Raw genomic sequence first — 23117 nt, 5'->3', positions numbered from 1 at the left:
AGCGCCCGCCATGTCACCCGTCGCCGGAGTTCCACCCAGCCTGGCAGACCACTTCGACGACCTTGCTGCTGGTTACGGCGGCGCGGCGGCGATTGCGGTGCTCACGGCCGCGCAGGGAACGAAGCGACGGCTGCTGGTGCGTGCGGTGGTTGACGAGTTGCCCCCGGACGCGGCGCAGCCCTTGATGGATCTCCTGGTTGCGGCGGAGCGGGCAGCGCCTGATCCCGTCGCGAAGCTACTCACTGCGCCACATGTTGATGCCTGGCTTTCCGACGCGCTACGGCGACTCGGCGAGGGGCGAGCGGCCGTGCGTGACCGTATCAGGAGCGAGCTGGCCGCCTTCGCGGCCGCCGCCGCGGCCGCCGCGCAATTGACGTTCGAGCTGCGCCTGGACAACGCGTCGCCGGACCTTGTACTGCCAGGGCTCGGCGTGGCCGTCGGCATCGGCACCGGTGCGGTGACCATCCGTGGTGATGTCGCGAGCGTCGCCGTCCTGGGCCCGACCCGTGAGCTGAGGATAGGCCGGCTGTCGACCGCCACAGCCGACACGCCGGCTTGGCTGCCGGTGCGGCGCCTCTCCGACGGTGATCCGGAGGTGTTGCTCGACGATATTGACCCGTACCGGTCCTGCTACTCGTGGCCGCCCCTCGACCGGCTGTCGGACCAGGACTTCGACCGGTTGCGCACTGCCTGGGCCGAGGCGACCCGGATACTCGACCACGAGCACCCTTGCCACGCAGACGGCGTCCGGGCCGCGCTCCGCTGCGTCGTACCTGTGATGCCGCCGTCAGCCGGTCACACGGTTAGTGCTGCCTCACGGTTCGCGTATGGGGCCATCGCGATTTCCCCGACGGACAACGCCCAGCAGTTGGCGGAGCTCGCGATCCACGAGGTTGCGCACATGAAGCTGTATGCGCTGCTCGAACACGTGGACCTGTACCTGCCGGGCGGAGCACTGCATTATGCGGCCTGGCGGCCGGATCCGCGGCCTGTGGGTGCTCTCATGCAGGGAACGTACGCGCATCTCGCCGTCGCCGACTATTGGCGGTTGCGGCGCCCCGGTCTTGACGGCCCCTGGGCGGACTACGAGTTCACCCTGTGGCGGCGCCTGGTCAGCGACAGTATCGCCTCGCTGCTCAGCTCCTGCGAGCTGACACCGGCCGGCGAACGGTTCGTCCACGGCATGGCCGGAACAGTCCAGAGCTGGGACAGCGAGCCGGTGAGCGGCCGTTGCGTGCGCCTGGCGGAGGACGTCGCCCTGGGTGGCCGGGTGCGCTGGTGTCTGACGAACTTCGCCGCGCCCTCAGCATTCGTGGCCCGGCTTGCCTCGGCCTGGCGGCGGGGTCAGCCGTGTCCGTCACATGAGCCGCCAGCAGTCGATGCGAAGCCGGCCACCCGACTGGCGCGGGATATGCCGAGGCTGCACCTCGCCGCCCGCGCGATAGCGGGTGGGGCCGATGCCGGCTCCTCCGCCGATGCCCTCCTCGTCGCCGGCGACTACGACACCGCGGCCGTACGCTATGTCGCCGCGATCGAGGAGGGCGGCGGAGTCGACGACTGGGCTGGCCTTGCCGTGGCCTGGCACCGTCGTGGCCGTCCCGACATGACCGGTGAGAAGACGTATCCGGCGGTGCTGCGCGACCTCTTCACCGCACTCGCTCACCGATATCCGCACCCCGCGCCGGAAGAACTGGCGGAGTGGCTCACGACCAGACCGAGTCCGCCGTTCGGCCGTTGAACCGGCCACTTCGTCGACCCGATGAGATGGAACTCCGGCGATACAATCGGAAACGCCGCGGCGCGATCCACCACACCATTCGCGCATCGTGGCCGGGAGGACTGATTGACAGTTCGAGATGACCCGAAGCGCCCCCCGCTGTACTTCTTTCTCAGCTACGCCAGAAGTGACGATTCTGAACTGATCCGCACGTTCTTCAATGACCTGAGCGCTGAGGTGCGGTCGTACGCCGGCGTGTCGCCCGGCGTACCAGTTGGGTTCCTCGATGACGAGACCTTGAACCTTGGCCAGTACTGGTCCGATGAGCTGGTCTCGGCGCTGCTACGGACTCGTACCTTGATCGCGTTGGCCTCCCCCCGCTATCTCGGCAGCGAACCATGTGGTCGCGAGTGGAAAGTGTTCGCCGACCGCGTTCGAGCGGCCACGGCGCGCGGGCAACAGGCAGCGTCGGCTCATATGACGCTTCTCTGGCTGCCTCCGCCAAAGCTGCCGCGCTTTGTGGAAGAAACGCTCTACGACGGAGATTTGCCTCCCGTCTACGGGAGGGCGGGCCTACGCCAGCTCATGCGACTTCAGGATCATCGGGATCACTATTTCCGCTTCATCGCGGAGCTCGCGCAGCGGATCGTCCACGCCGCTCAGAATCTCGATATTCCGCCGGGGCCCAGCGATCTTACCTTCGAACAGATTCCCCACGCGTTCGCCCGGCGCAACCGGACGGCCCCGACGCGCAGTCCAATCCGGATCATCGTGGCCGCCCCGACGCGAGCCGATCTCGCGACGCGGGACCTCACCGCGTTTCGCCGTGACCCGCGGTTCTACGGTCCCGACGCCACTCGCTGGGCTCCCTACCAGTCGACGTCGCAGGTCCCCGTGGCTGACCTTGCCCGGTCCCTTGCTCAGGAGTACGACTTCGTGGTCTCCGTCAGCGCGGTCGACGACGGTGCAGCCCGCGCCACGATGTCGGTGCTCCTGGTCGATCCCTGGGTGGCGTTGGTCGCCGCCCGCCGGGCGGCGCTCACCGCATCCGTTGAGGCCCAGCAGCGTTCGGTGGTGGGAGTGTTTGTGCTGGCAAGTGACGATGACCTCGAGACCCACCGTCATCTGGGCAGTCTGCTCATGTCGCTACGTCCGGCGTTGAGCACGCTGTCGGCGCGCCCGGACGTCGTGTTCCAGGAGGGCGTTTCGACCATGGAAGCGTTTGCGGAGAGCCTGCGCGCCCTTCTGGAGCGCAAGCGGGTGCATCCGATCCGCGACGCGAAGGCCCCTCGGCGGCGGAGCAACCCCGGCCAGCGCCCGATCATCCAGAACCCCTGACTCACCGTCGACGTGTGCGGACCATGGGTGGGCATTCACGCCTCAGGCGGATCGATGTCGCTGGTAATGCGCTCGCCGTCGCGGATGGCCTGCACGTTGGGGTGCTCGACACCCAACTTGGCGATGGCTAGCCGGGTTGTCTCCTCCCGCAATGTGAACGCCGCGTCCAAGTGCCCGAGAGCCTCCTCGCTCGCCGCGAGATTCGCTGCCGCCGCGAGGACAGCCGGGTGACTGTCGTTGAAGATTGCCCGCAGTTGCCCGTGGACGCCCTGGTCGATCTGGTTAGCCTTGGCGTGGTTGCCGACCGCGAAATGAGCGGTCGCCAGGTTGGTCTCACAGGTCAGCACGTATGGGTGGTCAGTGCCCAGGGTGGTCCTGAACCGCGAAGCCGTGTCGACGAGTTCCCGTAGTGCTTCTGCCGCGTCGCCACGACGCAAAAGGAAGACGGCGTGATCGTTGACCGACGCCAGGGTGACTGGATTATCCGCTCCGAGGATCTCCCGGTATGCGGAAACCACGGTCTCCGCCCGCGACAAGGCTTCATCATGCTGGCCCAGAGCCGACCTGACACAGGCTGCCTCCAGCGCGCACAGCAGCGTGCTCGGATGGCGAGGTCCGGAGGTTCGCTCAGATTCGGCCACGGTATCGTCGATCAGCTGGAGATGATCTTTTGAAAGACCCAGGCGTCGCATCGTGATGACGCGGTTCTTCGCCGCGGACAGGGTGCGACTGTGTTGATCGCCCAGCACCGCGCGGCAGTCACTTTCCACCTTCTCGAGAACCGCCTTGGACTGAAGGAGATCGCCCGTCTCCCGGAGGTCACGGCCGAGGTTCACCCGGAACAGGAGGGTCCACCAGCTGCTGCTTCCTCCCGCTCGCTCAGACGCCCGCACGAGTTCCTCGTCCTCCCGCAACGCCCCGGCGAAGTCCCCGGTCAGGCGAAGCGACACGGCGAGATTGTTCTTCGCGATCAGCGTTCGGGCGTGATTGTCGCCAAGCGTCGCCTGCCAACGGATCGCGGACAGCTCGTCCAGATCCCTGGCCGCCCGATAGTTGCCCAACCCTCGTTGGGCGGCCGCCTGCCCGCCGACCGCGATAAGCGCATACGGGTGGGTTTCGCCGAGTGCGCGAGTCAGTCCGACGCTGGCCTCACCCTGCAGCCGCAGCGCGTCCTGATAACGACCGCGCGCGTGCAGGATGTTGCCGAGCTCGCTGCGGACGCGAAGGACGGCCACTTTGTTGGTGTCACCCGAACGTGCCGACCATGCCTTATCGGCCCGGTCACCCAGGGCCTGAGCGCTGCTGAGGTCGCCTCGGTAGCGGAGATACCGGATCATGTCGATCACGAACTGCTGGACGTCAGAGTCGTCTGTGTCAAGCGCTCCAGAAGGCTCCAGATGCGGGAGGAGCCCTTGGTACGTCGGCCAGTTCTTTGAATCATCCGGCTCGCCGCGCGTATCAGCCGCCAAGATCACATGTACCTGCCTCTGCCGTGAAACTCGCTCAGATTCTGATAAATCATTACGCAATACGCTTTGTACTAGCCTATGCATCCGCAATGCGTGAATCGCCGGATCCACGCGAACCAAGCCGAATCTCGTAATCTCGCGAATGAGAGAACCCCGCACCAGCGAGTCGCGAAGATTGGGGTCGTCCGCGGCGAGGAGAGCCGCCATTCCCGGGCTGTCGATCAACCGCGTCGGGATGGGCTCAGGGCCGAAGAAGGCGCACAGTTCGGTCAGGTGCGCGGCGGCCCGGCTCGACTGACGCAGGCGTTCCTGGGAAAGCCGCCATGTCTCGGCCGCGGCATGGCGATATCCCGGCGGAGGCGGCTCGTTAAGGATCTTGGGAAGTTGCTGATCCAGCAGATCGAGGTAGCCGCGGGCACTCATGGCGGTGGCGGCCAGCCACGAGGCGGCCTGCTCCACCGCCAGTGGCAGATCACCGAGCTTTTCAGCGATCTCCTCGGCGTCCGGTTCGGCCAGCCCGACGACCCGGTTCATCAGCAGGCTGACACTCTCCGAACGCTCAAAGACATTCACATCGAGGGTCCACGCCTCGCGCGACCACTCCTGCCCCGGCGTCGTGATGATCACATCTCCGCCGCCGATGGGGATGAACGGGCGGAGCTGCTCCGGATCGTCATTGTTGTCGAAGACCAACAGCCACCGCGCCGACGGCCGACCCAACCGGAGGGCCTCCAACACGGCCCCTACCTGGTCGTCAAGCCGTTCAGCCACGGGCAGTTCGAGTTCCTGGGCGAGGTTGGCCAGCTCCGTGAGAATCAGCGCCGGCTGCTCGGCCGAGATCCACCAGACCACGTCGTAATCAGCAGCAAATCGATGCAGATACTCCACGGCGATCTGGGTCTTCCCCACCCCGCCGATACCCTGCAGCACGGCCGGCCCGGTCTGTGCCGTGCTCGAGTTCAGGCGCTCGCGCAGCCGCTCCATCGCGGTATCACGACCGACGAAACCCGTGTTACGCGACGGCACGCGCCAGACGCGGGCAGGCGTGAACGGGAACCGGGGACGCGGACCACCGCCCAGCGGCTCGGTCACCTGCAGGGCGTCGCGTAGGCCGAGCCGGGCCAGGAGCGCACCGACCGCGTCGGCCTCGGTGACGTTGTACATGTCGACCGGTTCGTGGCTGTCATACGGCGAAGGCATGCGCTGGCCGTCCAGCCGCACCGGCACCAGAAACCGCCATTGGCCCGGGACGTCCCTGGTGACCGCGTGCTCCCACCACGTCCGCACCGGCGAGGCCTTGGCGCTCTCCACCGAAAGCACCACAATCGCACGCTCGGCCTGCCCCAGTGCCTCCACTGCCGTTTTGCTGTCGTTGAGATCGCGCAGGTTGCTTCGCTGTCCCACCAGCCGGAGCTGGTACGCGATCCACTCGGCCCACACCCGCTCCCGCGGCATGTAGGCGATCATGAGAGTGCCCGCGATGGCCGAGCCACGCTGCTCGAACTCTGTCAGCCAGCCCCGCCGCACGGGTTCCGGAACGCCGTCAAAACCTATCGGTTCGCCGAACAGTTCACCGGCGAGGCGCTCGTACGAGGCGAGCAGCGTGTTCTGCTGATAGGGCGGGTCGCCAAAGGTCGCCAGCGTCTCCTCGTACGCATAGAAAATCTTGTATGGGATCTCCACCTGGCCCCAGTACCGCGTGGGGTCGGGATATCCGAGACTCGCGAGATGATCGGCGAAGCGCTGCTGCGCCAGGCTGCGTCGGCGATCGAGCTTGGTCGCCTCGCCGTCCTCCACCCTGGTCGGCACCGGATAGACCCGGACGTTGCCACGGCTCTGGACCGTAATGGAGCGGGCCGCCGCCGCGGCACCCTCAATGCTCTGATTGTTGTAGGTGAAGCAATTGACAACAATGTCAGGCAGGGTCACGGTGCAGATGCCGGCGCTGTCGCTCAGCCCGGTGCGGCTGTCGATGAGTACGACGTCGTAGTTCGCGCGCATGTCATCGGCGAGGGCGAGCAGGAACTGATCACCGTGGAGCCGGGTATAGAACTGGTCCCAGTCGAAGTGACTGAGCGTGCGGGAGTAGTCGGCGCCCTGCCGGCCCGCCGGCATGAAGTCGATGGTCCCCCCTCGGGGGAACTCATAGCGTTCAAGCGATGTCGCATACCTTCGCGCCTGGGCCGCCTTCCGGATGTCCGACACGGACAACTCTGCCTGGCTGCCATCCTCTGCCGGCTGCATCACGACGTTCACGAACCGCCAGATCGCGTCGAAGACTCCGGGCGACTGACGCAGATCGCGGTCCGCCAGAAAGGGCGCGAAGTACCGGTGCAGCCCGGGCGACTCCAGATCCCAATCCACAGCGAGCACGCTCCGGCCGGTACTGGCGAGGATCCAGGCGATGTTGGCCAGGGCCATGGTGCGACCGACGCCGCCCTTGAAGGAATAGAAAGTGATGATCTGGCCGTGTCGTGACGGATCGGCCGGGACCTGTGCCTGCGGGGCGGGTGGCCTCTCCGGCTCGACGCGCGACGCACCCACTGCCTGCACGACACGCAGTGCTACCGCGTTCACCGATTCCACGTAGTCACTGCGATAGTCGTCGGCGACCATCAGTCGACGTAGCCCATGCTGGCGGTAGGCGGCATTCAGCAAGGGGTCCGCGTGCTGGATGGCGTCAAGGTTCGCCGGGACGTCAGTCGGTTCCCAGAAGATCGGAAGCAGCCGCCGACGGGCGGCAGCCGGCGCCGCATCGGGCTGCTGGAACGTGGCGATGTCCTGCGCGCACAGCGGATCAGCAACGTACCGGGGTGATAACAAAGCGATCATCGTATGGCAGTTCCGAAGCATGGCAGATCTTTCCGGAACCGCAGCGACCGGATCGGCCAAGTAGCCGACCCGGTCGCGAGATGCCACGCCCATAATGGCACGGACCTCTTCGGAGAGATCACGAAAAAAACGCCTTACCAGGTATTCATGTCGCTGAGAGACGTCCCCGGAGGGTTCATCGCTGAGGCTGTGCTGGTGGCTCAAGAAGAAAGGCAGCATACCCGTGCTCCAGCGGCTGGCCAACAAGGGGCGAAAATGTGACCCTCAGCGTACGGTCAGTACGCCACCACCGCAGAGTGCGCCATTTATGCGCAAGGCTCTGACTACTGAACGTTGAGCAACCGGCATCGCCGCCTACGGCCCATCAATGATCGGCCTGGACGTTGGTTTGCCGCCGGGGGTACGAAAAGCCCTGCCACGGCGGTGAATCTGCTGCTGCGCCTCCACGATGGCACAGCCCAGCCGCGCTTCGAAATCTGTCAGTGAGCCGAGTGCTTCCCAACAGAACCCGTCGCGGTGCTGCGATGTGTGTGGCAGGGCATCCAGCACTTGTCGATGAAGCGCCTCCCAGTGCGTCGCCGTCTCGCGATCATCAGGACTGTGCGGGACGAGCACGGCGACGTACCCCTCGTCACCCCGGCCCATCGACATCAACGCGTCGCGCACCGCTCGAAGCCGAACTGCCCATGCGTCTACGAGCAGCACCACTATCTCGTTTCGCGCTCGCGCGGCCGAAATCTGGTCCTCCAGGCCATTGACGGGCACCACAACAGAACGCAGCAGATAGCGTGCCGCGATGCTGCCGGCGTGCGCGGCCAAGGGCTGGGGCGACGCCTCCGGGAATGGGGACCAATCCTCGCTACGGCTGCCGTAGTACTGCAGATCGCTGCGAATCGACGCCATCTGTTGCCGGGTCCCGGCACACACGATGAAGTGAAGTCTCTGCGGTCGCTGCGCGCCATGCAGCCACCGGGAGCGACGCTCGAAGGCGTTCTCCAGCGTATCGACGTTGAGCTCTGACGCCGGCGGCAGGCGATGAACCCGGGCGGTCTGAATGACACGGTGGGCCAATGATGCCACGAACGCGCGGTATGCCTGCCGGTGCCGGCGCAGTCGCAGCAGCACCCGCAGATCCTCGTCGCCCGGCGTATGCTGCCGGGCGAGCCGGATGTCCTCTTCAGCGAGGAAGTCCTCCGGCAGTCCTTCGCTGGACCAGATCACCGGGACAAGTGCGGGCGGCTGCTGCCCTCCCGCACTCTCCAACTTGCGGAGCCGATCGGCGAAGACGCCCCAGGCACGCCCACAACTGCTGGTGAGGAAATACTTGGCGGAGCAGAGCGCGATGAACGTTTGGCAGCCGGCCAGGGCGGCCTTTGCGTCCGCAGGCCAATGTGCGCCCTCCCGGGCCGCGATATCGAGGTAACCAACGTCGACATGCGGATCGACGATGGCTCTTTTTCGGATTTCCGCAGATAGATCCTGATAGAACCGCTCAACGAATATTGCGTCTTCGTCGGGCGCATGGCTCAGGAAGAAGTACGGCATCAGCTCTCCCTTGAGCCACAACTCGTCGCTCCGATCAGTCACCGGTTCCGTGAAGACCCTGCACCGCCCGGCCGCTCAGCGGACAACACCCCACACCGCCGCCACACGTCTGGCGTTCATTGGGAACTCCCGCGGGCATATGTCATTAGTACTCCACCTCGCGCGGGCATGCACGTGCTGTCGCGTCACGTCATCCTGTATTCAACCGCGGGGATCGCGACTGCCCGAGGGGTTCGGTTCCGCACCGGCGCCCGGGGCGAGGTCCGTGGCGAGACGACCGGCAACGTGTCCGATGAAACTGGCGAGATCGGCGCAGTACACGGATGGGTTGTCGAAACCGTTGTGCGACCGGTACCGGTGGGCGTAATGCCCTCCACCACAGATCCGTACGACCGGACAGGCGCGGCAGACCTCACTCAGTCCGGCCACGCCCGCTTGGCGAGCCAGCACGGCGGGGTGCGCGAGGTAGTCGTCGAAAGAGTCCCATCCGATGTGCAACCCGGTCGCGGGCCCGCCGGGCCTGGTCACCTTGAGGACGTCACCTTGTTCCAGCGTGCCGTCAGTTTCGACCGTTATCAGATCAACGCCTCCGGGGCCGACGACATCCGTCCCGCTGGGGCCACCGAGCAGCAAAGAGATGAGCGATTCGAACAGTCGAATCTGGATGGTCTTGCCAGGCGACGCGTACCAATGGTCGAAGACCGTGGCCAGCCAGTCGGCGTACGGGGTCTGTGTCGGGTCGGCGGAGCGTCCCGGTGGCGGATTCGACCATGTGCCATGAGGGAGCAGAAAATCAATCTCCGGCGGAGCCAGTCCCAACAGGTGCTCGTACACCTCGATGGGGTCGTTCGCCAGGTCCACTGTGCAGAGTAGGCCGCCATAGAGCTTCTCGTACCGGGGTGAGCGGAGCCGGCGCAGCCCTCGCATAACGGCCGCGTGGCTTCCCTTGCCCTGGTGGCCCACCCGGTGCCGGTCGTTGGCGTGAGCCGGGCCATCGAGACTGATTCCCACCTGTACGCGATGGGCTAGAAACAGCTCGAGGAACTCCTCGTCCAGGAGTATGCCGTTCGTCTGGACGCTCAGCGCCACAGTGGCCAAGCCGGACAATGTTTCGCGCATGGTCCGGGCGGCGTGGTCGAGTAGGGCCGGTCCGGCGAGTAGCGGCTCGCCCCCATGGAAGATGACCGCCACGTACGGAATGCCGTGGCTCTTGACGTGTTCGGCGATACGGCCCGCCGTCTGATCGATGGTCGCCCGCGTCATGACGCGGGGACGGGCCCGCCAGCTCTGGTCAGCATGTTGATAGACGTAACAGTAATCGCACGCCAGATTGCATCGGCTATGGACTTTGACGAGGACCTGTCGAATACGGGCGCCGCCGCTCGCCGGTCGCAGGTCACCACTCAAGTGAATCTAGGCGAGGGTGCGTTGCCGAACGCGGCCACTGCGGCCTCCGGCTGGCAGGCCCGCTCCTTGAGCCGGCGAACCACGTCGGCGAGGAGAGATCCGTCAACCGCAAGCACCTCATTGAGATTCAAGGAGTTCAATGTCACCACCAGATCATCGATGACGGGCGCGAACTGCTCGGACATGGCAACCTCTTCGGTTCTCAAAGACAGAACTGCCGTGGCTCGGAAGGCACCGGTCACTATTCATGACTATATCTGAATGTAAACGTCCCAGGTATGCCGTGAATGTCGCTCACCCGCCATCATGCCGGCACGAGCGTCCGGTCCCGAGCCACGGTCGGACCACACAGAGGTACTGACGGACAGGAAGCAAAATGGCGACGAGGGCCTTACGCGGTGGCGCATCTCCTGCTGCCCGCTGACGTGAATCTCCCCCTGGGATCCGGCCACCTGACCAGGAACCGGGCTGAACCAACTAGTGTGGCGACTGTGAGGGTCATCGGGACCGTTCTTGTCGTCGCTGTGGCGGTGCTGCACCTCTACATCCTGTGGCTGGAGATGTTCGGCTGGACCAGGGCGCGGGTGCGAGCGATCTTCGGCACCACCCGGGAGTTCGCGGAGGCGAGCCGGGTGCTCGCGGCGAACCAGGGCCTCTACAACGGGTTTCTGGCTGCTGGCCTGCTGTGGGGCGCCGTCTCGGGCGACCTGGGGGTGAAGGTCTTCTTCCTGTTGTGCGTGGCGATCGCCGGCCTGTACGGGGCCGCCACGGTGAGCAGGCGGATTCTGGTGGTCCAGACGGTGCCCGCCGTGGTGGCCCTCGTCGCCGTCCTGCTGGGTGGCTGACCCAGCCATGATCAGGCGGGTGGCGTCATCGTCCAGTCGGCAAAGTCGAAGCCGGGCGCGACGACGCAGGTGACCAGGGTGGGCTGGTCCCCGCGGGGTGTGGCGGTCTGCCAGACGCCGCCCGGCACGATGCCCTGCGGCTGCTGCCCGGCGCCCACATGAGGACCCAGGATGATCTCCGATCGCGCGACGGGCAGCGCGTCGCCCAGCGTCAGCGCGAGTGGGCCGCCCGCGTGCCACAACCACAGTTCGGCAGAGCGCACGACGTGCCACCGCGACACCTCACCGGGTCGCAGCAGGAAGTAGATCGCGGTCGCGGCGGCCCGCGCACCGCCGTAGCCGGGCGGCACGAACGTCACCGGCGACGCCCACGTCCGCCGGTACCAGCCGCCTTCCGGATGCGGCTCCAGCCCGAGCGCCGCGATGTAGTCGGTGCCCACCCTCTCACCCGCGCCCAGCGCGCTGAGCCATCAACAACCCCACCACCAGGAGTACGCCCATGAGCACCGCCACGCCCGCGACCCACACCCAACGTCCCGAACCGCCACCAGCGGGCCCGGTCGCCGACCCGCCGCTGGTCGGCGCACCAGCGCTCGGCTGCACGTCAGCCGTCAACGCCCTGACGATGTTGACAACCCCGTAACCGTACTCATCGTCGCGCCCAGCCCGGCCCCTATCGTCGGCTGTAGCGGTCAACCGATGAATGACCTCCTGCGCCGACAGCTCGGGAAACTTCGCCCGCACCAGCGCCACCGCCCCAGCCACCAACGCCGTCGCGCTGCTGGTCCCGGAGGCGACCCGGTACTTGCCGCCGGGCGCCGTCGACGAGATGCCTTCGGCCGGCGCACACAACACCAACGCGAATCCCCGAACCGAAACCTTGGAATGATTGCCGTCGCGGTCTACGCCCCCGACAGCCACGACCCCCGGGTACGCGGCCGGGTACTTGACCCGGGTTTCCCTGTCGGTATTTCCGGCGGACGCAACGATGACGACGTCCGCTGCGATCGCCCTCTCCACTGCTCGTCTTTCCGTGACAGAGTCGTCCCGGGAACCCTGCGAGATGGACAGCACCTTGGCGCCCTGTGCCACCGCCCAATCGATCGACGTTCCGATATCGCCGAATGGCGTGGAAGGGCTCTGGTTCTTCACCGGAAGGACCGTGGCCTGCGGCGCAACTCCTAGGATGCGGCCATGCGCCGCGACAAGGCCCGCCATGGCGGTGCCGTGCCCGTCCTCATCGTTGCGGGCGTCCGGTTCCTCGACTCCAGTTCGGGTGTCCTTGCCCGGAAGTACATTTCCCGCCAGATCCGGGTGCTGACCGACTCCGCCATCGATGACCGCGACGGTGACGCCCCCACCTTGCGTCAGCCTGTGCGCTTCTTGCAGGCGGAGAAAGTCCACATACCACTGGCCTTTGTCGATCCTGTCCAGTGCCACCGCCGGAGTCGGTGGGGCCACAAGTACGGCCAACAAGCTCGCCAGTACGGCTGCCAACCACCGCCGCGCACTGGGCCCCCAACCGGTGTTCACCTCGGCCATCCCTCGACCTTCACCACACCAGGCGGCAGAGCGCCAGCGGACTCTTCGACCGCGTCGACGCACTCAGCACCGATGATCGGTGTGACGCCGTCTGCCTCAACAGCCCAAGGGTCGTCCGGATCGTAGGGCCGCTTACCACGCTGCCCACCAATCACACCGCCTGGCCGGCCGATGCGCGTGCCGTCCCGTGCCGTGGTTGGTACACCACCCGTCATAGGCATCATCGGTGCGCCAACCATCCCGGCGGCGACCGCCCCGTGCGCCGCCGCTCCGCCCGTTGCCACACCGGGCCGTACCCCGCTGGCACGCCCGGTCGGCGCTGGGTCACCACTACGAGGGCCTGGGGCAATAGGATGCGCGCCAATCACCCGACCCTCCGGAACCCCGATCGGCAAGCCGCCCGGCATTGACTGACGACCTGGGAAGCCCGCACCGCTGACAGGCTGCGTTCCGCCAGGTGCTTGACTGCCACCGGAACCGACAGGTCCGGAGCTTGGTGAGTCAACGCCGCCCGCCAGCACCGGCACTCCACGCGGGAAGACTTCCGGTCCCATGTTCGAGTCCCCGGCACCGGCTCTGCCTCCCTCACCCGTCGTCTTTCCACCGGACGGCTCGGGCTCGGCATCGTCTCTGGAATCGACACTGTAGTGCTGGGGGAACTGAGCAACCCGCATAGCGATGTCGGCGGTGGCGTCGGAGGCCGCCACCAGGGCGGCCGCCTCATCGGCGAGCTGACGGCGCCAGCCGGCCGATGCCATCGTCCTCGTCGAACCCGCGATGCCGCCGCTGGCGCGTGCTTTCTCCACGGCTTCGCGCCGTTCGAACTCCGCCATCAGGCGGGCCACACCCGTCCTGGTCTCCATCAGGCCCTGGTGAAAGGCGTCGACGCTCAGCCCGTTGCGGTACGCGGCCTGCGCCGTCAACCGCATGGACCCCACCAGTCGCCCAACGAATGCCTGGAACGCCTCCGCCGCACTGCCTTTGGTCGGTGTCCACGTGTCGGCCAGCCGCGTCGCCATGGCCTCCAACACGTCCGCGTGCTGACGGCACATGCCATCGATCGCCAGCCAGGCTCTCACCTGCGCCGCACCGGCCTCCGGAGTTTCCTGCGCCAATCGAGCCCACAGCTCGACCATGTGGGCTTTCGCGTCTGGCTCGCTGGTCTGGTCGCTCATGGCGACGCGTCCCGCGTCGCGTCGGGTACATCGGACACGTACTGGTTGGTCTGCTGGACGGTCTCGTAGGCGAAAGCGCCCATCGCCCGGTTCGTCACCGCCTTACTCACCCGCGCCCAGCGCGCTGAGCCATCAACAACCCCACCACCAGGAGTACGCCCAAGAGCACCGCCACGCCCACGACCCACACCCAACGTCCCGAACCGCCACCAGCGGGCCCGGTCGCCGACCCGCCGCTGGTCGGCGCACCAGCGCTCGGCTGCACGTCGGCCGTCAACGCCCTGACGATATTGATAACCCCGTAACCGTACTCATCGTCGCGCCCAGCCCGGCCCCTATCGTCGGCTGTAGCGGTCAACCGATGAATGACCTCCTGCGCCGACAGCTCGGGAAACTTCGCCCGCACCAGCGCCACCGCCCCAGCCACCAACGCTGTCGCGCTGCTGGTTCCGGAGGCGACCCGGTACTTGCCACCGGGCGCCGTCGACGAGATGTCTTCGGCCGGCGCGCACAACACCAACGCGAATCCCCGCACCGAAACCTTGGAATGATTGCCGTCGCGGTCAACGCCCCCGACAGCCACGACCCCCGGGTACGCCGCCGGGTACTCGACCCGAGTGCCGGTATCGGCATTGCCGGCAGAGGCGACTATCACGACATCGGCCGCGATGGCGTTCTCCACGGCTCTTCTGTCCGATACACCCGCCGTCGGGTAGCCCTGTGAGATGGATATGACCTTGGCGCCCTGCGCTACCGCCCAATTGACCGATGTCTCGATCTCACCGAACGGGGTCGACGGACTCTTGTACTTCAGAGGAAGAATCGTCGCCTGCGGCGCCACTCCCAACACGCGACCATGCGCGCCGATCAGACCCGCCATCGCCGTACCATGTCCGCTCTCATCATTGCGGGCGTCCGGCTCAGCGGTACCCGGGCGCGCGTCCTTGCCCGGTAACACATTGCCGGCCAGGTCAGCGTGCCGACCTACGCCGCCATCGATCACCGCGACCGTGACACCTTTCCCCTGCGTAATCCGATGTGCCTCCCGCAATCGCAGAGATTGCACATACCACTGGCCCTCGTCGATGTTGTCCATCGCCGCCGCTGGGGCGGGTGGCACCGCCAGTACGACTAACCAACCGGTCAGCGCGCACGCCGACCACCGTCGCATTCGTGCCCGCATGCGACGGCGCCGCGTATCGAACCCCCGAACCGCGGTCACCTGGGCCATCCTCTGACCTTCACCACACCAGGCGGGAGGACCTCGTCAGACTCTTCGGTGGTGTCCATCTGTTCAACGCCGATGATCGGTGCTACCCCCTTGGCGCTCACGGCCCAAGGGTCGTCCGGGTCGTAAGGGCGCTCACCACGCTGACCACCGATCACCCCACCCGGCCGGCCAATGCGGGTGCCGTCACGCGTGGTGATCGGCATACCACCTGTCATGGGCATCATCGGGGCACCCATCAAGCCCGCCGGACCACCGCCATGTGATCCAACGCCTGCGTTGGGGCTTGCGCCGGACCGCATGCCGCCCGCACGCCCCGAAGACCCGGCCTCTCCGCCAGGATTACCCGGAGCAGCGGGGAGCCGACCGACCATTCGGCCCCCGGGATTCCCCACCGAGGAACCGCCCGGAACAGTAGGACGATCGGGAGAGTCCGAACCGCCTGACGCGTGCCAACCACCGCCACCAGCGGACCCGGAGCTTGGTCCTGGTACTGCTCCGCCGGTCAGCACCGGCACTCCCTGGTCGGACGTGCTCGAACCGTGGGGCGCATCAGCCCACGAGGAGGCGGCCCCATCCCGCCCAACCTGCGTCGTGTTCGAACCTCCGGAACCGGAACCACCTCCGCCGCTCAGCGGGTCACCCGGTGTGCCGGCAAACCGGTCATGGCCAACAACATAGCGCTGCGGGACTTGGGCAATGCGCGTGACCAGGTCGGCGTTGGCGTCAGTGGCCGCCATGAGCGCGACAGCATCATCCGCCAGTCGACGTCGCCACCCACCCGTCGACATCGCCGCTGCCGAACCGGCCAAGCCGCCACTGCCACTCGTCCTCTCGGAGTTCTCGCGCCGTTCGAACTCCGCCATCAGGCGGGCCACACCCGTCCTGGTCTCCATCAGGTCCTGGTGAAAGGCGTCGACGTTCAGCCCGTTGCGGTACGCGGCCTGCGCCGTCAGCCGCATGGACCCCACCAGTCGCCCAACGAATGCCTGGAACGCCTCCGCCGCACTGCCTTTGGTCGGTGTCCACGTGTCGGCCAGCCGCGTCGCCATGGTCTCCAACACGTCCGCGTGCTGACGGCACATGCCATCGATCGCCAGCCAGGCTCTCACCTGCGCCGCACCGGCCTCCGGGGTTTCCTGCGCCAGTCGGGCCCACAGCTCCGTCAGGCGGCTCTTGGCGTCCGCCCCGGTCGACTGCCCGCTCACAGCTTGCCGTCCCAGGAGCCGTCGGGCACATCGGACACGTACTGGTTGGCCTGCTGGACGTTCTCGTAGGCCAGCGCGCCCATGGCCCGCTCCATGGCCGCCTTGACGGCGCCGTCGAAGGTGCCGCTGGTCGCGCCGTCCGTCGAGTCGTACCCGGATTGGATCTTCTGCATTGCCTCGATCAGGATCTGCGAGGCGGTGACGTACGCGCGGACGTTGTCCAGCGTCTGCGCGAGTGCGTCCTGGTAGGTGCCGCGCATGGCGTAGACGGAACTGGTCGTGAAGCGGGGGCCGAACGTGAGCAGGTCGTCTTCACAGTCGCGGACGAGCTCGACGGCCCTCGGTCGGAGGTGGTCGGCGAGTTCCCTGTCGACGACCGCACCGGCCTCGCCGAGATCGCGCGGGTTGACCCGCAGGTCGACGGTGGGCTCCTGGCTGGGCCCCAGCGTGTCCCAGTCATGGTGAACGTCGCCCATCCCCGCCCCCCTCGCGCGTGCTGGCCGTAGGGCAGGGTATCGCGGTTGGTCACTGTCCGGCCAGCGACGAACACGGCCTGTGGATGACGCGTCAGTCCACTTCGGAGGCGGCGCGGGCACGCAGCGCTTGGTGGCGCAGTGCGGCGTACCCGCCGAGGAGGCCGGCCGGCGACAGGCGGAGCCGGGTCGACCAGCCGGGCCCACGGCCCGAGTCGACCAGTGACCACAGCTCGCACCGGCGCACGAACGCCCACACCGCGCGACTCACGTCCTGGTCGTCGGGGGGCGAGCCGTTGCCGGTGTCGCGCCAGCCTGAGCCGGAGACGACGTCGGCGACCTCGGCGACGAGTTCGCGCATCTCGACCATGCCGCCGGCCTGCAGCAACAGCAGCAGCGCGGCCTCCTGGGCGGCCGCCTCGAAACCCGACGACGCGAGCAGGTGTTCGGTGGCGGTCTGCCACTGGGCGAGCGGGTTGCCGAGCAGGCCCCGGCCGCGGGTGCCGAGCAGCAGCTTGCGGCCGACGCGGCGCAGGGCGCCGGCGGAGGCGAGGACCGTACGCAGGACGGTGAGGCGCCACATGTCGCCCTCGGAGCGGGGCAGCCGGTCGGGCAGGTCCCACCAGTTGAACCGTTCGGCGGCTTCCTGAACGACGCGGCGGGCCAGGTTGCCGGTGACCGTAAGCGGGACGCCGGGCGCGTCGCCGGGGCGGCCGTTGGCGAACTCCAGCAGCCATTGCATGGGTTCCATGCGCTCAGCCACATCGGACGGCACCGCGGGCGTGGACGTCAGGTTGCCCAGCGCCGCGCTGGCGAGGGCGCGGCGGGCCTGGCCGCCGTGGCGCGCCCACAGTTCCAGCCGTTCGACGCGGATGCGTTCGAGGAACGGCGGCCCGTCGTGGCGGGCCATGGTGAGCTGGATGCGGGTGAGCCGCGCCTGGGTTACCCGCCAGCCCCGGGCGCCCGGCTTCAGGTCGCCGGTGGCGAGCGCGAGTTCCAGGGTGGTCGCGACGCTGTCGTACGCGGCGGCCTCGGCGGTGCCCATCGCCTCGCCCCATTCGAGTTCGGGCAGGTCGGGCGGGACGACGCCGGAGGCCTCCATGGCCCGGGTGGCGGCCCGCTGGCCGGCCGTCTGGCCGCGCTCGGCGTAGGTGCGCAGCACCTCCCTGGTCGTCTCGGCTTCCGCGATGCCGGCGTAGCGCTCCAGCTCGGCAAGCTCGAAGAACCGCGCGAGCGCGGCCGCGGTCAGCGGCGACTCGTCGTGCTCAGGCAGCGTGAACCAGAGGTAGGTCTGCAGGTCGTGTTGGGTCAGGTCGGCGAGTCCGCCCTCGGCGAGCAGGTCGTCCAGGCCGGTCTGGGCCAGTCGGGCCGCCGCCGGGTCCGCGCGGCGCAGCCTGGCCAATGTCTTGAGTACGACCGGATCGCTCGCCACGCGCACACCGTATCCATCACGGTCCACCGGCGACCACACCGTACGCTGACGGCGTGGTGGATTCGGGTCCCGATGGGGTGGCCGCCCTGTCTCAGGCGGCACAGGCCCATCGGCTCGTGGCCGCGCTCGTGGTGGCGGCGGCCCGTGCGGGCGCCGAACCGGCCGCACTGCCGGCTCTGCGTGAGCGGCTGCTGCTGCAGCAGGCCCGCTTCGCGGAGGTCGCCGCGGCCAACGGGGTGCCCGTACCGTCGCTCGCGCCGACTCCTGCCGAGGTGTCGGGCGCGCGTACGGCGCTCGGCGACCTCAGCGCCGCGACTGTGGCGGAGGCCGTCACGACCGGCGCGTCCACTCTGGATCTGGCGGACCGGCTGCTCGCCGCGCCGGGCAGCGTACGCTTCGCGGACCCGCCAGCGCCGGCCCCTGCGCCGGCGGCCGGGAACGCCGGGACGGCGTGGCCACGCAACGCGCTAATCTACGGCGCGTACGCGGGGATCGTCCTCGTCATGCAGCTGATCATTTTTCTGGGCGTGGCCGACGAGATCAGCGGCGTGTTCTGGGCGCCGCTGTGTGGCCTGGTCTTCCCGGTGATCGCCTGGGTCGCGGGCTATCTCACGATCGGCCGGGCGCCCCGCTCGCCGCGCCTGGGGGCGCTCATCTGCTTCGCGCCCAACGTCGTCCTGTGCTGCGCGCTCGGGTTGCTCGCCTGGGTGCGCTGAGTTATCCACAGGTTGCGATCCGTCGTTGCCGCGCGCCGGCCCGGTGGCCTACAAAGAGGCATCCGACCGTAACGGGGGGCGACGATGGCCTACGACACCGACGTGCGCGACCTTCCCTTTTCCGTGGACGTTCATGAACTTCCCGGGCTCACCAGAATGGTGCTGCGCGCCTGCGGCGACGCGAGCGCCGGCGCCGACTATCTGCACACCTACCGCGACCTGCCGTGGCGTGAGGTGTCCTCGGTCGGCGCGCTGATCGCCCTGGTCAAACCGGCCCACGACAAGGTGGTCGACGCGGTCAACACCCAGCTGCGTACGGGGCTCGCCATGCACGGCGCGGAGGTCGCCGACCGGCTCATCAGGGTCTCGCAGTACTACGGGGAGACCGACCTGAAGGCCGCGGCCCGCACCGACCGGACGTGGCGTGGCGCGGAGCACCCGGAGAACCTGACCCGCCGCTACGATCCGCTCGACCCGCCCGTGCCGCTGTTCACGGACGTGGTGCGACCCAGGGCGCACCTGTTGCCGCCGGCGGATCACCGCGGCGACTTCGCCACCAACCCGATCGACTGGACCCGCGACCCGTTCAGCCTGACCCGCTCCGGGCGCGACCTGGTCTGGCAGGCCACCGCGATCGGCGCGCGGTTGGGCTGGTGCGACCGCCCGATCGACATCTTCGCCGAGATCATCAAGCCGGTGGCGGGCAACTGGCCGGCCATGCTCCAGCTCGCCGACGTGTTCACCAACATCGGCCGGGCCTGCGCGGCCGTGAACCAGAACTTCGCCGAGAACCAGATCAACGTCCGCGCGGTGTGGCAGGGCCAGGCGTCGGAGGCGTTCCAGGAGCACCTGCGGCTGTTCGGCCTGTCCCACGTCGGTACCCAGGAGTGGCTCAACCAGGTCGCCGACTGCTACAAGCGGATCGGCGAGAGCGTGTGCGCGCTGGTCACGAAGCTGGCCGACGTGCTCGTCCGGGTCATCGACATGGCGGTGGCGGCCCTAGTGGCCGCGCAGGCGGCGGAGGCGACCGCCCCCACCGTCATCGGGCCGGTGGTGTTCGGCAGCGCGGCGCTGTACGAGTTCTACCAGTTCTGGCAGGCCGTTCAGACGGGCCGGGAGCTGGCGGACGCGACAGACCTGATCGTCAAGCGCTACCTGAAGGAGCTGATCCGCCTCACGAACCTCGACACCAGCACGACGCTGCCGACGTCCCCGCCGCCGCTGAGCCTGCCGCAGCCGGCGTGACGACGGTCAGGCGTGGAGGATGAGGCTCATCGCCTCGGCGCGGGACTTGGCGTCGGCCTGGAAGATGCCGCGGACGGCCGAGGTGACCGTCCGGGAGCCGGGCTTCTGGATGCCGCGCATCGACATGCAGGTGTGCGCGCAGTCGACGACCACGATGACGCCGCGCGGGTTCAGGGCGTCCATGAGGGTGTCCGCGATCTGGGAGGTCAGCCGCTCCTGCACCTGGGGGCGGCGGGCGTACACCTCGACGAGGCGGGCGAGCTTGGACAGGCCGGTGATGCGACCGTCCGCACCGGGAATGTAGCCGATGTGTGCGGTGCCGGTGAACGGCAGCAGGTGGTGCTCGCAGGTCGAGGTGACCTCGATGTCGCGTACGAGCACGAGCTCGTCGTGGTCGGCCTCGAACGACGTCGTGAGCACCTCACGCGGGTCGACCCGCAGGCCGGCGAACAGCTCCGCGTACGCGCGGGCGACCCGGCCGGGGGTGCGCACCAGGCCGTCGCGGTCCGGGTCCTCGCCGATCGCGATGAGGATCTCCCGGACCGCCTTCTCGATGCGGGCCAGATCGACAGAGTCCTCAACCGGCCCGCCCGTCAGGCGGCCGTTGATCAGGCGGGCGGCCAGGAAGTCCAGGCCGGGAGCATCGTCGGGCTCCGTCGCTGAGCCATCAGCGATGGAGCCCGACGCGTCGTCAACGCGGTTCAGAGCGGACCGTCCCCGTTCGCCTGCGCCTCGCCCGCGGCGGGCGTGGAACGCTGGGCCTCAGCGCCGCCGTTGGCGGCGTGGGCCTGGGCGCCGTCCGCCGCGGCGGAGACCTTGAGGGCCTCCATCTCGGCGGGCGTGAGCACCGGCGGGCGCTCCTCGCTCGGCGGCTGGCGCTTGCCGAAGCCGTTGAACGGGGCCATCGGGCGGCGCTTCTGCACCCGGGCGCAGAGGCGGGCCATGTCCTGGTGGCTGATCGTCTCCTTCTCGATCAGCTCCAGCACGATGTTGTCGAGGACGTCGCGGTACTCCACCAGGATGTCCCACGCCTCGTCGTGCGCCGTCTCGATGAGCGAACGCACCTCGGCGTCGATCTCCGCGGCGATCGCCTCGGAGTAGTCGCGGGTGTGGCCCATCTGGCGGCCCAGGAACGGCTCGTCGTTGCTCGTGCCGTACTTGATGGCGCCCAGCTTCGAGCTCATGCCGTACTGGGTGATCATCGCCCGGGCGATGCTGGTCGCCTTCTCGATGTCGTTGCCGGCGCCCGTGGTCGGCTCGTGGAAGACCAGCTCCTCAGCGGCCCGGCCGCCCAGCGCGTACGCCAGGGTGTCGATCATCTCGGCGCGGGTCTGGGTGTACTTGTCCTCCGTCGGGAGCACCAGGGTGTGACCCAGAGAGCGCCCGCGCGGCAGGATCGTCACCTTGTGCACCGGGGCCAGCTGCGGCATGGCCCAGGCGACCAGGGCGTGGCCACCCTCGTGGTACGCGGTGATCTTCTTCTCGTGGTCGCTCATCGCGCGGGTGCGCCGCTCCGGGCCGGCGATCACCCGGTCGATCGACTCCTCGAGGAACTCGTTCGTGATCGCCCGCTTGTCGTGGCGGGCGGTCAGCAGCGCGGCCTCGTTGATCACGTTGGCCAGGTCGGCGCCCGTGAAGCCGGGCGTGCGGCGGGCCACCGAGTCGAGGTCGACGTCGGGCGAGAACGGCTTGCCCTTCGCGTGCACCCGCAGGATGGCCTTGCGGCCCTCCATGTCGGGGTTGTCGACGGCGATCTGCCGGTCGAAGCGGCCCGGGCGCAGCAGGGCCGGGTCGAGGATGTCGGGCCGGTTGGTGGCCGCGATCAGGACGACACCGCCCTTGGTGTCGAAGCCGTCCATCTCGACGAGCAGCTGGTTGAGGGTCTGCTCGCGCTCGTCGTGACCGCCGCCCAGGCCGGCGCCGCGGTGGCGGCCGACGGCGTCGATCTCGTCGACGAACACGATGGCCGGGGCGTTCGCCTTGGCCTGCTCGAACAGGTCACGCACGCGGCTCGCGCCGACGCCGACGAACATCTCGACGAAGTCGGAGCCGGAGATCGAGTAGAAGGGGACGCCGGCCTCGCCGGCCACCGCGCGGGCGAGCAGGGTCTTGCCCGTGCCCGGCTGGCCGTAGAGCAGGACGCCCTTGGGGATCTTGGCGCCGAGGGCCTGGTACTTCGCCGGGTTCTGCAGGAAGTCCTTGATCTCGTGCAGTTCCTCGACCGCCTCGTCGGCGCCGGCCACGTCGGCGAACGTGGTCTTCGGGGTGTCCTTGGTGATCAACTTGGCCTTGGACTTGCCGAAGTTGAGCACGCGGGAGCCGCCGCCCTGCATCTGCGACATGAACAGCAGCAGCAGGATCACCAGGATCGCGATCGGCAGCAGGTTGACCAGCAGGCTGAGCAGGACGCTTTCCTGGGTCACGGTCGTGTTGAACGACTCGATCTGCTTCTCGTTGGCCGCGTTGATGAACTGGTTGTAGATCTCATCGCTGGACTCGGCCGGGACCTGGGTGGTGATGTGGTCGGTCGTGGCGCCCTTCACCGTGATCTTCTGCTTGAGGATCAGGTTCAGGTTCTGCTCACGCGCCTCGAACTCAGCGGTCTTGACGTTGCCGCCCGTGAGCTGGGACATGGCGAGCGAGGTGTCCGTGCGCTTGTAGTCCGGCCCACCCGTGAACATCGCGCTGAGCGCGATAGCACCGGCGATCACCAGAAGCAGCCAGATCACCGGCCGGCGGAAGATGCCTCGGGTACGTTCCATGCTGTTGTGAGCGCTGCCGCGCTCAACCCTCCCGATCAGTCACTGTGCGGAAAGCCCCGCTGACCTGCACAACCGCCGCGCTGGTGGTGGCCAACACGACACCGGGTGCGACCTGGACGTCGCCCGGTCATTCGAAGGTACACCGTGCTCGCCAGAATGGCCCCGCCGGATCCGGCAGGGCCT

General features: G+C 67.9%; 18 protein-coding genes. 5 read left to right on the top strand and 13 right to left on the bottom strand.

Translation table 11 applies throughout. The features are described from left to right. The first annotated feature begins 10 nt into the window (after positions 1–10). Positions 11–1738, top strand: a complete 1728-nt coding sequence (locus tag ABD191_RS13150) for an aKG-HExxH-type peptide beta-hydroxylase (RefSeq protein WP_344080863.1) — start codon at positions 11–13, stop codon at positions 1736–1738. A 105-nt stretch (positions 1739–1843) separates the two neighbouring features. Then, positions 1844–3055: a TIR-like protein FxsC gene (locus tag ABD191_RS13145; RefSeq protein WP_344080861.1), complete on the top strand. Its 1212-nt coding sequence runs from the start codon at positions 1844–1846 to the stop codon at positions 3053–3055. A 35-nt stretch (positions 3056–3090) separates the two neighbouring features. Here the strand turns inward: ABD191_RS13145 and fxsT are convergent, their stop codons facing one another. From fxsT to ABD191_RS13125, 4 genes are all read right to left on the bottom strand, one after another. Then, on the bottom strand, positions 3091–7575 hold the full coding sequence (fxsT, locus tag ABD191_RS13140; protein ID WP_344080858.1) for an FxSxx-COOH system tetratricopeptide repeat protein: 4485 nt from the start codon (positions 7573–7575) through the stop codon (positions 3091–3093). Between the two features lie 135 nt (positions 7576–7710). Beyond that, positions 7711–8901, bottom strand: coding sequence for an FxsC protein (gene fsxC / locus ABD191_RS13135; RefSeq protein WP_344080855.1), 1191 nt, complete (start codon positions 8899–8901; stop codon positions 7711–7713). A 201-nt stretch (positions 8902–9102) separates the two neighbouring features. Next, positions 9103–10308, bottom strand: a complete 1206-nt coding sequence (locus tag ABD191_RS13130; RefSeq protein WP_344080851.1) for an FxsB family cyclophane-forming radical SAM/SPASM peptide maturase — start codon at positions 10306–10308, stop codon at positions 9103–9105. Next, positions 10305–10493, bottom strand: coding sequence for a hypothetical protein (locus ABD191_RS13125; RefSeq protein WP_344080848.1), 189 nt, complete (start codon positions 10491–10493; stop codon positions 10305–10307). Before ABD191_RS13125 ends, ABD191_RS13130 begins: the two co-directional genes overlap by 4 nt. A gap of 306 nt (positions 10494–10799) precedes the next feature. Between ABD191_RS13125 and ABD191_RS13120 the strand changes: the two genes are divergently transcribed. Then, positions 10800–11153 (top strand): DUF1304 domain-containing protein, encoded by a 354-nt coding sequence (locus ABD191_RS13120; RefSeq protein ID WP_344080845.1) that lies wholly within the window; start codon positions 10800–10802, stop codon positions 11151–11153. 11 nt (positions 11154–11164) lie between these two features. Here the strand turns inward: ABD191_RS13120 and ABD191_RS13115 are convergent, their stop codons facing one another. The 7 genes from ABD191_RS13115 to ABD191_RS13085 all read right to left on the bottom strand — a co-directional run bounded on the left by ABD191_RS13115 (position 11165) and on the right by ABD191_RS13085 (position 18211). Continuing rightward, positions 11165–11593, bottom strand: a complete 429-nt coding sequence (locus ABD191_RS13115) for a cupin domain-containing protein (RefSeq protein ID WP_425560712.1) — start codon at positions 11591–11593, stop codon at positions 11165–11167. A gap of 4 nt (positions 11594–11597) precedes the next feature. Further along, on the bottom strand, positions 11598–12695 hold the full coding sequence (locus ABD191_RS13110) for a S8 family serine peptidase (RefSeq protein WP_344080842.1): 1098 nt from the start codon (positions 12693–12695) through the stop codon (positions 11598–11600). Further along, positions 12683–13870, bottom strand: a complete 1188-nt coding sequence (locus tag ABD191_RS13105) for a MalT transcriptional regulator family protein (RefSeq protein ID WP_344080839.1) — start codon at positions 13868–13870, stop codon at positions 12683–12685. The genes ABD191_RS13110 and ABD191_RS13105 overlap by 13 nt, the downstream gene beginning before the upstream one ends. 106 nt (positions 13871–13976) lie before the next feature. Next, the gene (locus ABD191_RS13100; protein WP_344080836.1) at positions 13977–15101 is read right to left on the bottom strand and encodes a S8 family serine peptidase; all 1125 of its coding nucleotides are present in this window, start codon (positions 15099–15101) and stop codon (positions 13977–13979) included. Then, entirely contained in the window at positions 15089–16306 is a 1218-nt protein-coding gene (locus tag ABD191_RS13095; protein WP_344080834.1) for a hypothetical protein, read from the bottom strand. Before ABD191_RS13095 ends, ABD191_RS13100 begins: the two co-directional genes overlap by 13 nt. Further along, positions 16303–16782, bottom strand: coding sequence for a hypothetical protein (locus ABD191_RS13090; protein WP_344080832.1), 480 nt, complete (start codon positions 16780–16782; stop codon positions 16303–16305). Before ABD191_RS13090 ends, ABD191_RS13095 begins: the two co-directional genes overlap by 4 nt. Before the next feature lie 91 nt (positions 16783–16873). Beyond that, positions 16874–18211, bottom strand: a complete 1338-nt coding sequence (locus ABD191_RS13085; RefSeq protein WP_344080829.1) for a hypothetical protein — start codon at positions 18209–18211, stop codon at positions 16874–16876. A gap of 53 nt (positions 18212–18264) precedes the next feature. Here ABD191_RS13085 and ABD191_RS13080 point away from each other — a divergent pair, with 53 nt between their 5' ends. Both ABD191_RS13080 and ABD191_RS13075 read left to right on the top strand, forming a co-directional pair. Beyond that, the gene (locus ABD191_RS13080) at positions 18265–18927 is read left to right on the top strand and encodes a hypothetical protein (protein WP_344080826.1); all 663 of its coding nucleotides are present in this window, start codon (positions 18265–18267) and stop codon (positions 18925–18927) included. Between the two features lie 84 nt (positions 18928–19011). Continuing rightward, the gene (locus ABD191_RS13075) at positions 19012–20172 is read left to right on the top strand and encodes a hypothetical protein (protein ID WP_344080823.1); all 1161 of its coding nucleotides are present in this window, start codon (positions 19012–19014) and stop codon (positions 20170–20172) included. 6 nt (positions 20173–20178) lie between these two features. On the opposite strand, the gene folE is transcribed toward ABD191_RS13075, so the two are convergent. Then, the gene (folE, locus tag ABD191_RS13070) at positions 20179–20847 is read right to left on the bottom strand and encodes a GTP cyclohydrolase I FolE (protein ID WP_344081153.1); all 669 of its coding nucleotides are present in this window, start codon (positions 20845–20847) and stop codon (positions 20179–20181) included. A gap of 26 nt (positions 20848–20873) precedes the next feature. Beyond that, positions 20874–22934: an ATP-dependent zinc metalloprotease FtsH gene (gene ftsH, locus ABD191_RS13065; RefSeq protein ID WP_344080820.1), complete on the bottom strand. Its 2061-nt coding sequence runs from the start codon at positions 22932–22934 to the stop codon at positions 20874–20876. Positions 22935–23117 lie beyond the last annotated feature (183 nt).

Source organism: Luedemannella helvata (genome assembly GCF_039528415.1).
Taxonomy (GTDB): Bacteria; Actinomycetota; Actinomycetes; order Mycobacteriales; family Micromonosporaceae; genus Luedemannella; species Luedemannella helvata.
This window is presented reverse-complemented; position numbering and strand designations above follow the sequence as displayed.

Excerpts from the sequence above, each read along its gene's own strand:
- ABD191_RS13150 (WP_344080863.1), top strand. The coding sequence starts at position 11 with ATGTCACCCGTCGCCGGAGTTCCACCCAGCCTGGCAGACCACTTCGAC.
- fxsT (WP_344080858.1), bottom strand. The coding sequence starts at position 7,575 with ATGCTGCCTTTCTTCTTGAGCCACCAGCACAGCCTCAGCGATGAACCC.
- fsxC (WP_344080855.1), bottom strand. The coding sequence starts at position 8,901 with ATGCCGTACTTCTTCCTGAGCCATGCGCCCGACGAAGACGCAATATTC.
- ABD191_RS13125 (WP_344080848.1), bottom strand. The coding sequence starts at position 10,493 with ATGTCCGAGCAGTTCGCGCCCGTCATCGATGATCTGGTGGTGACATTG.
- ABD191_RS13110 (WP_344080842.1), bottom strand. The coding sequence starts at position 12,695 with ATGGCCGAGGTGAACACCGGTTGGGGGCCCAGTGCGCGGCGGTGGTTG.
- ABD191_RS13105 (WP_344080839.1), bottom strand. The coding sequence starts at position 13,870 with ATGAGCGACCAGACCAGCGAGCCAGACGCGAAAGCCCACATGGTCGAG.
- ABD191_RS13100 (WP_344080836.1), bottom strand. The coding sequence starts at position 15,101 with ATGGCCCAGGTGACCGCGGTTCGGGGGTTCGATACGCGGCGCCGTCGC.
- ABD191_RS13090 (WP_344080832.1), bottom strand. The coding sequence starts at position 16,782 with ATGGGCGACGTTCACCATGACTGGGACACGCTGGGGCCCAGCCAGGAG.
- ABD191_RS13075 (WP_344080823.1), top strand. The coding sequence starts at position 19,012 with ATGGCCTACGACACCGACGTGCGCGACCTTCCCTTTTCCGTGGACGTT.
- ftsH (WP_344080820.1), bottom strand. The coding sequence starts at position 22,934 with ATGGAACGTACCCGAGGCATCTTCCGCCGGCCGGTGATCTGGCTGCTT.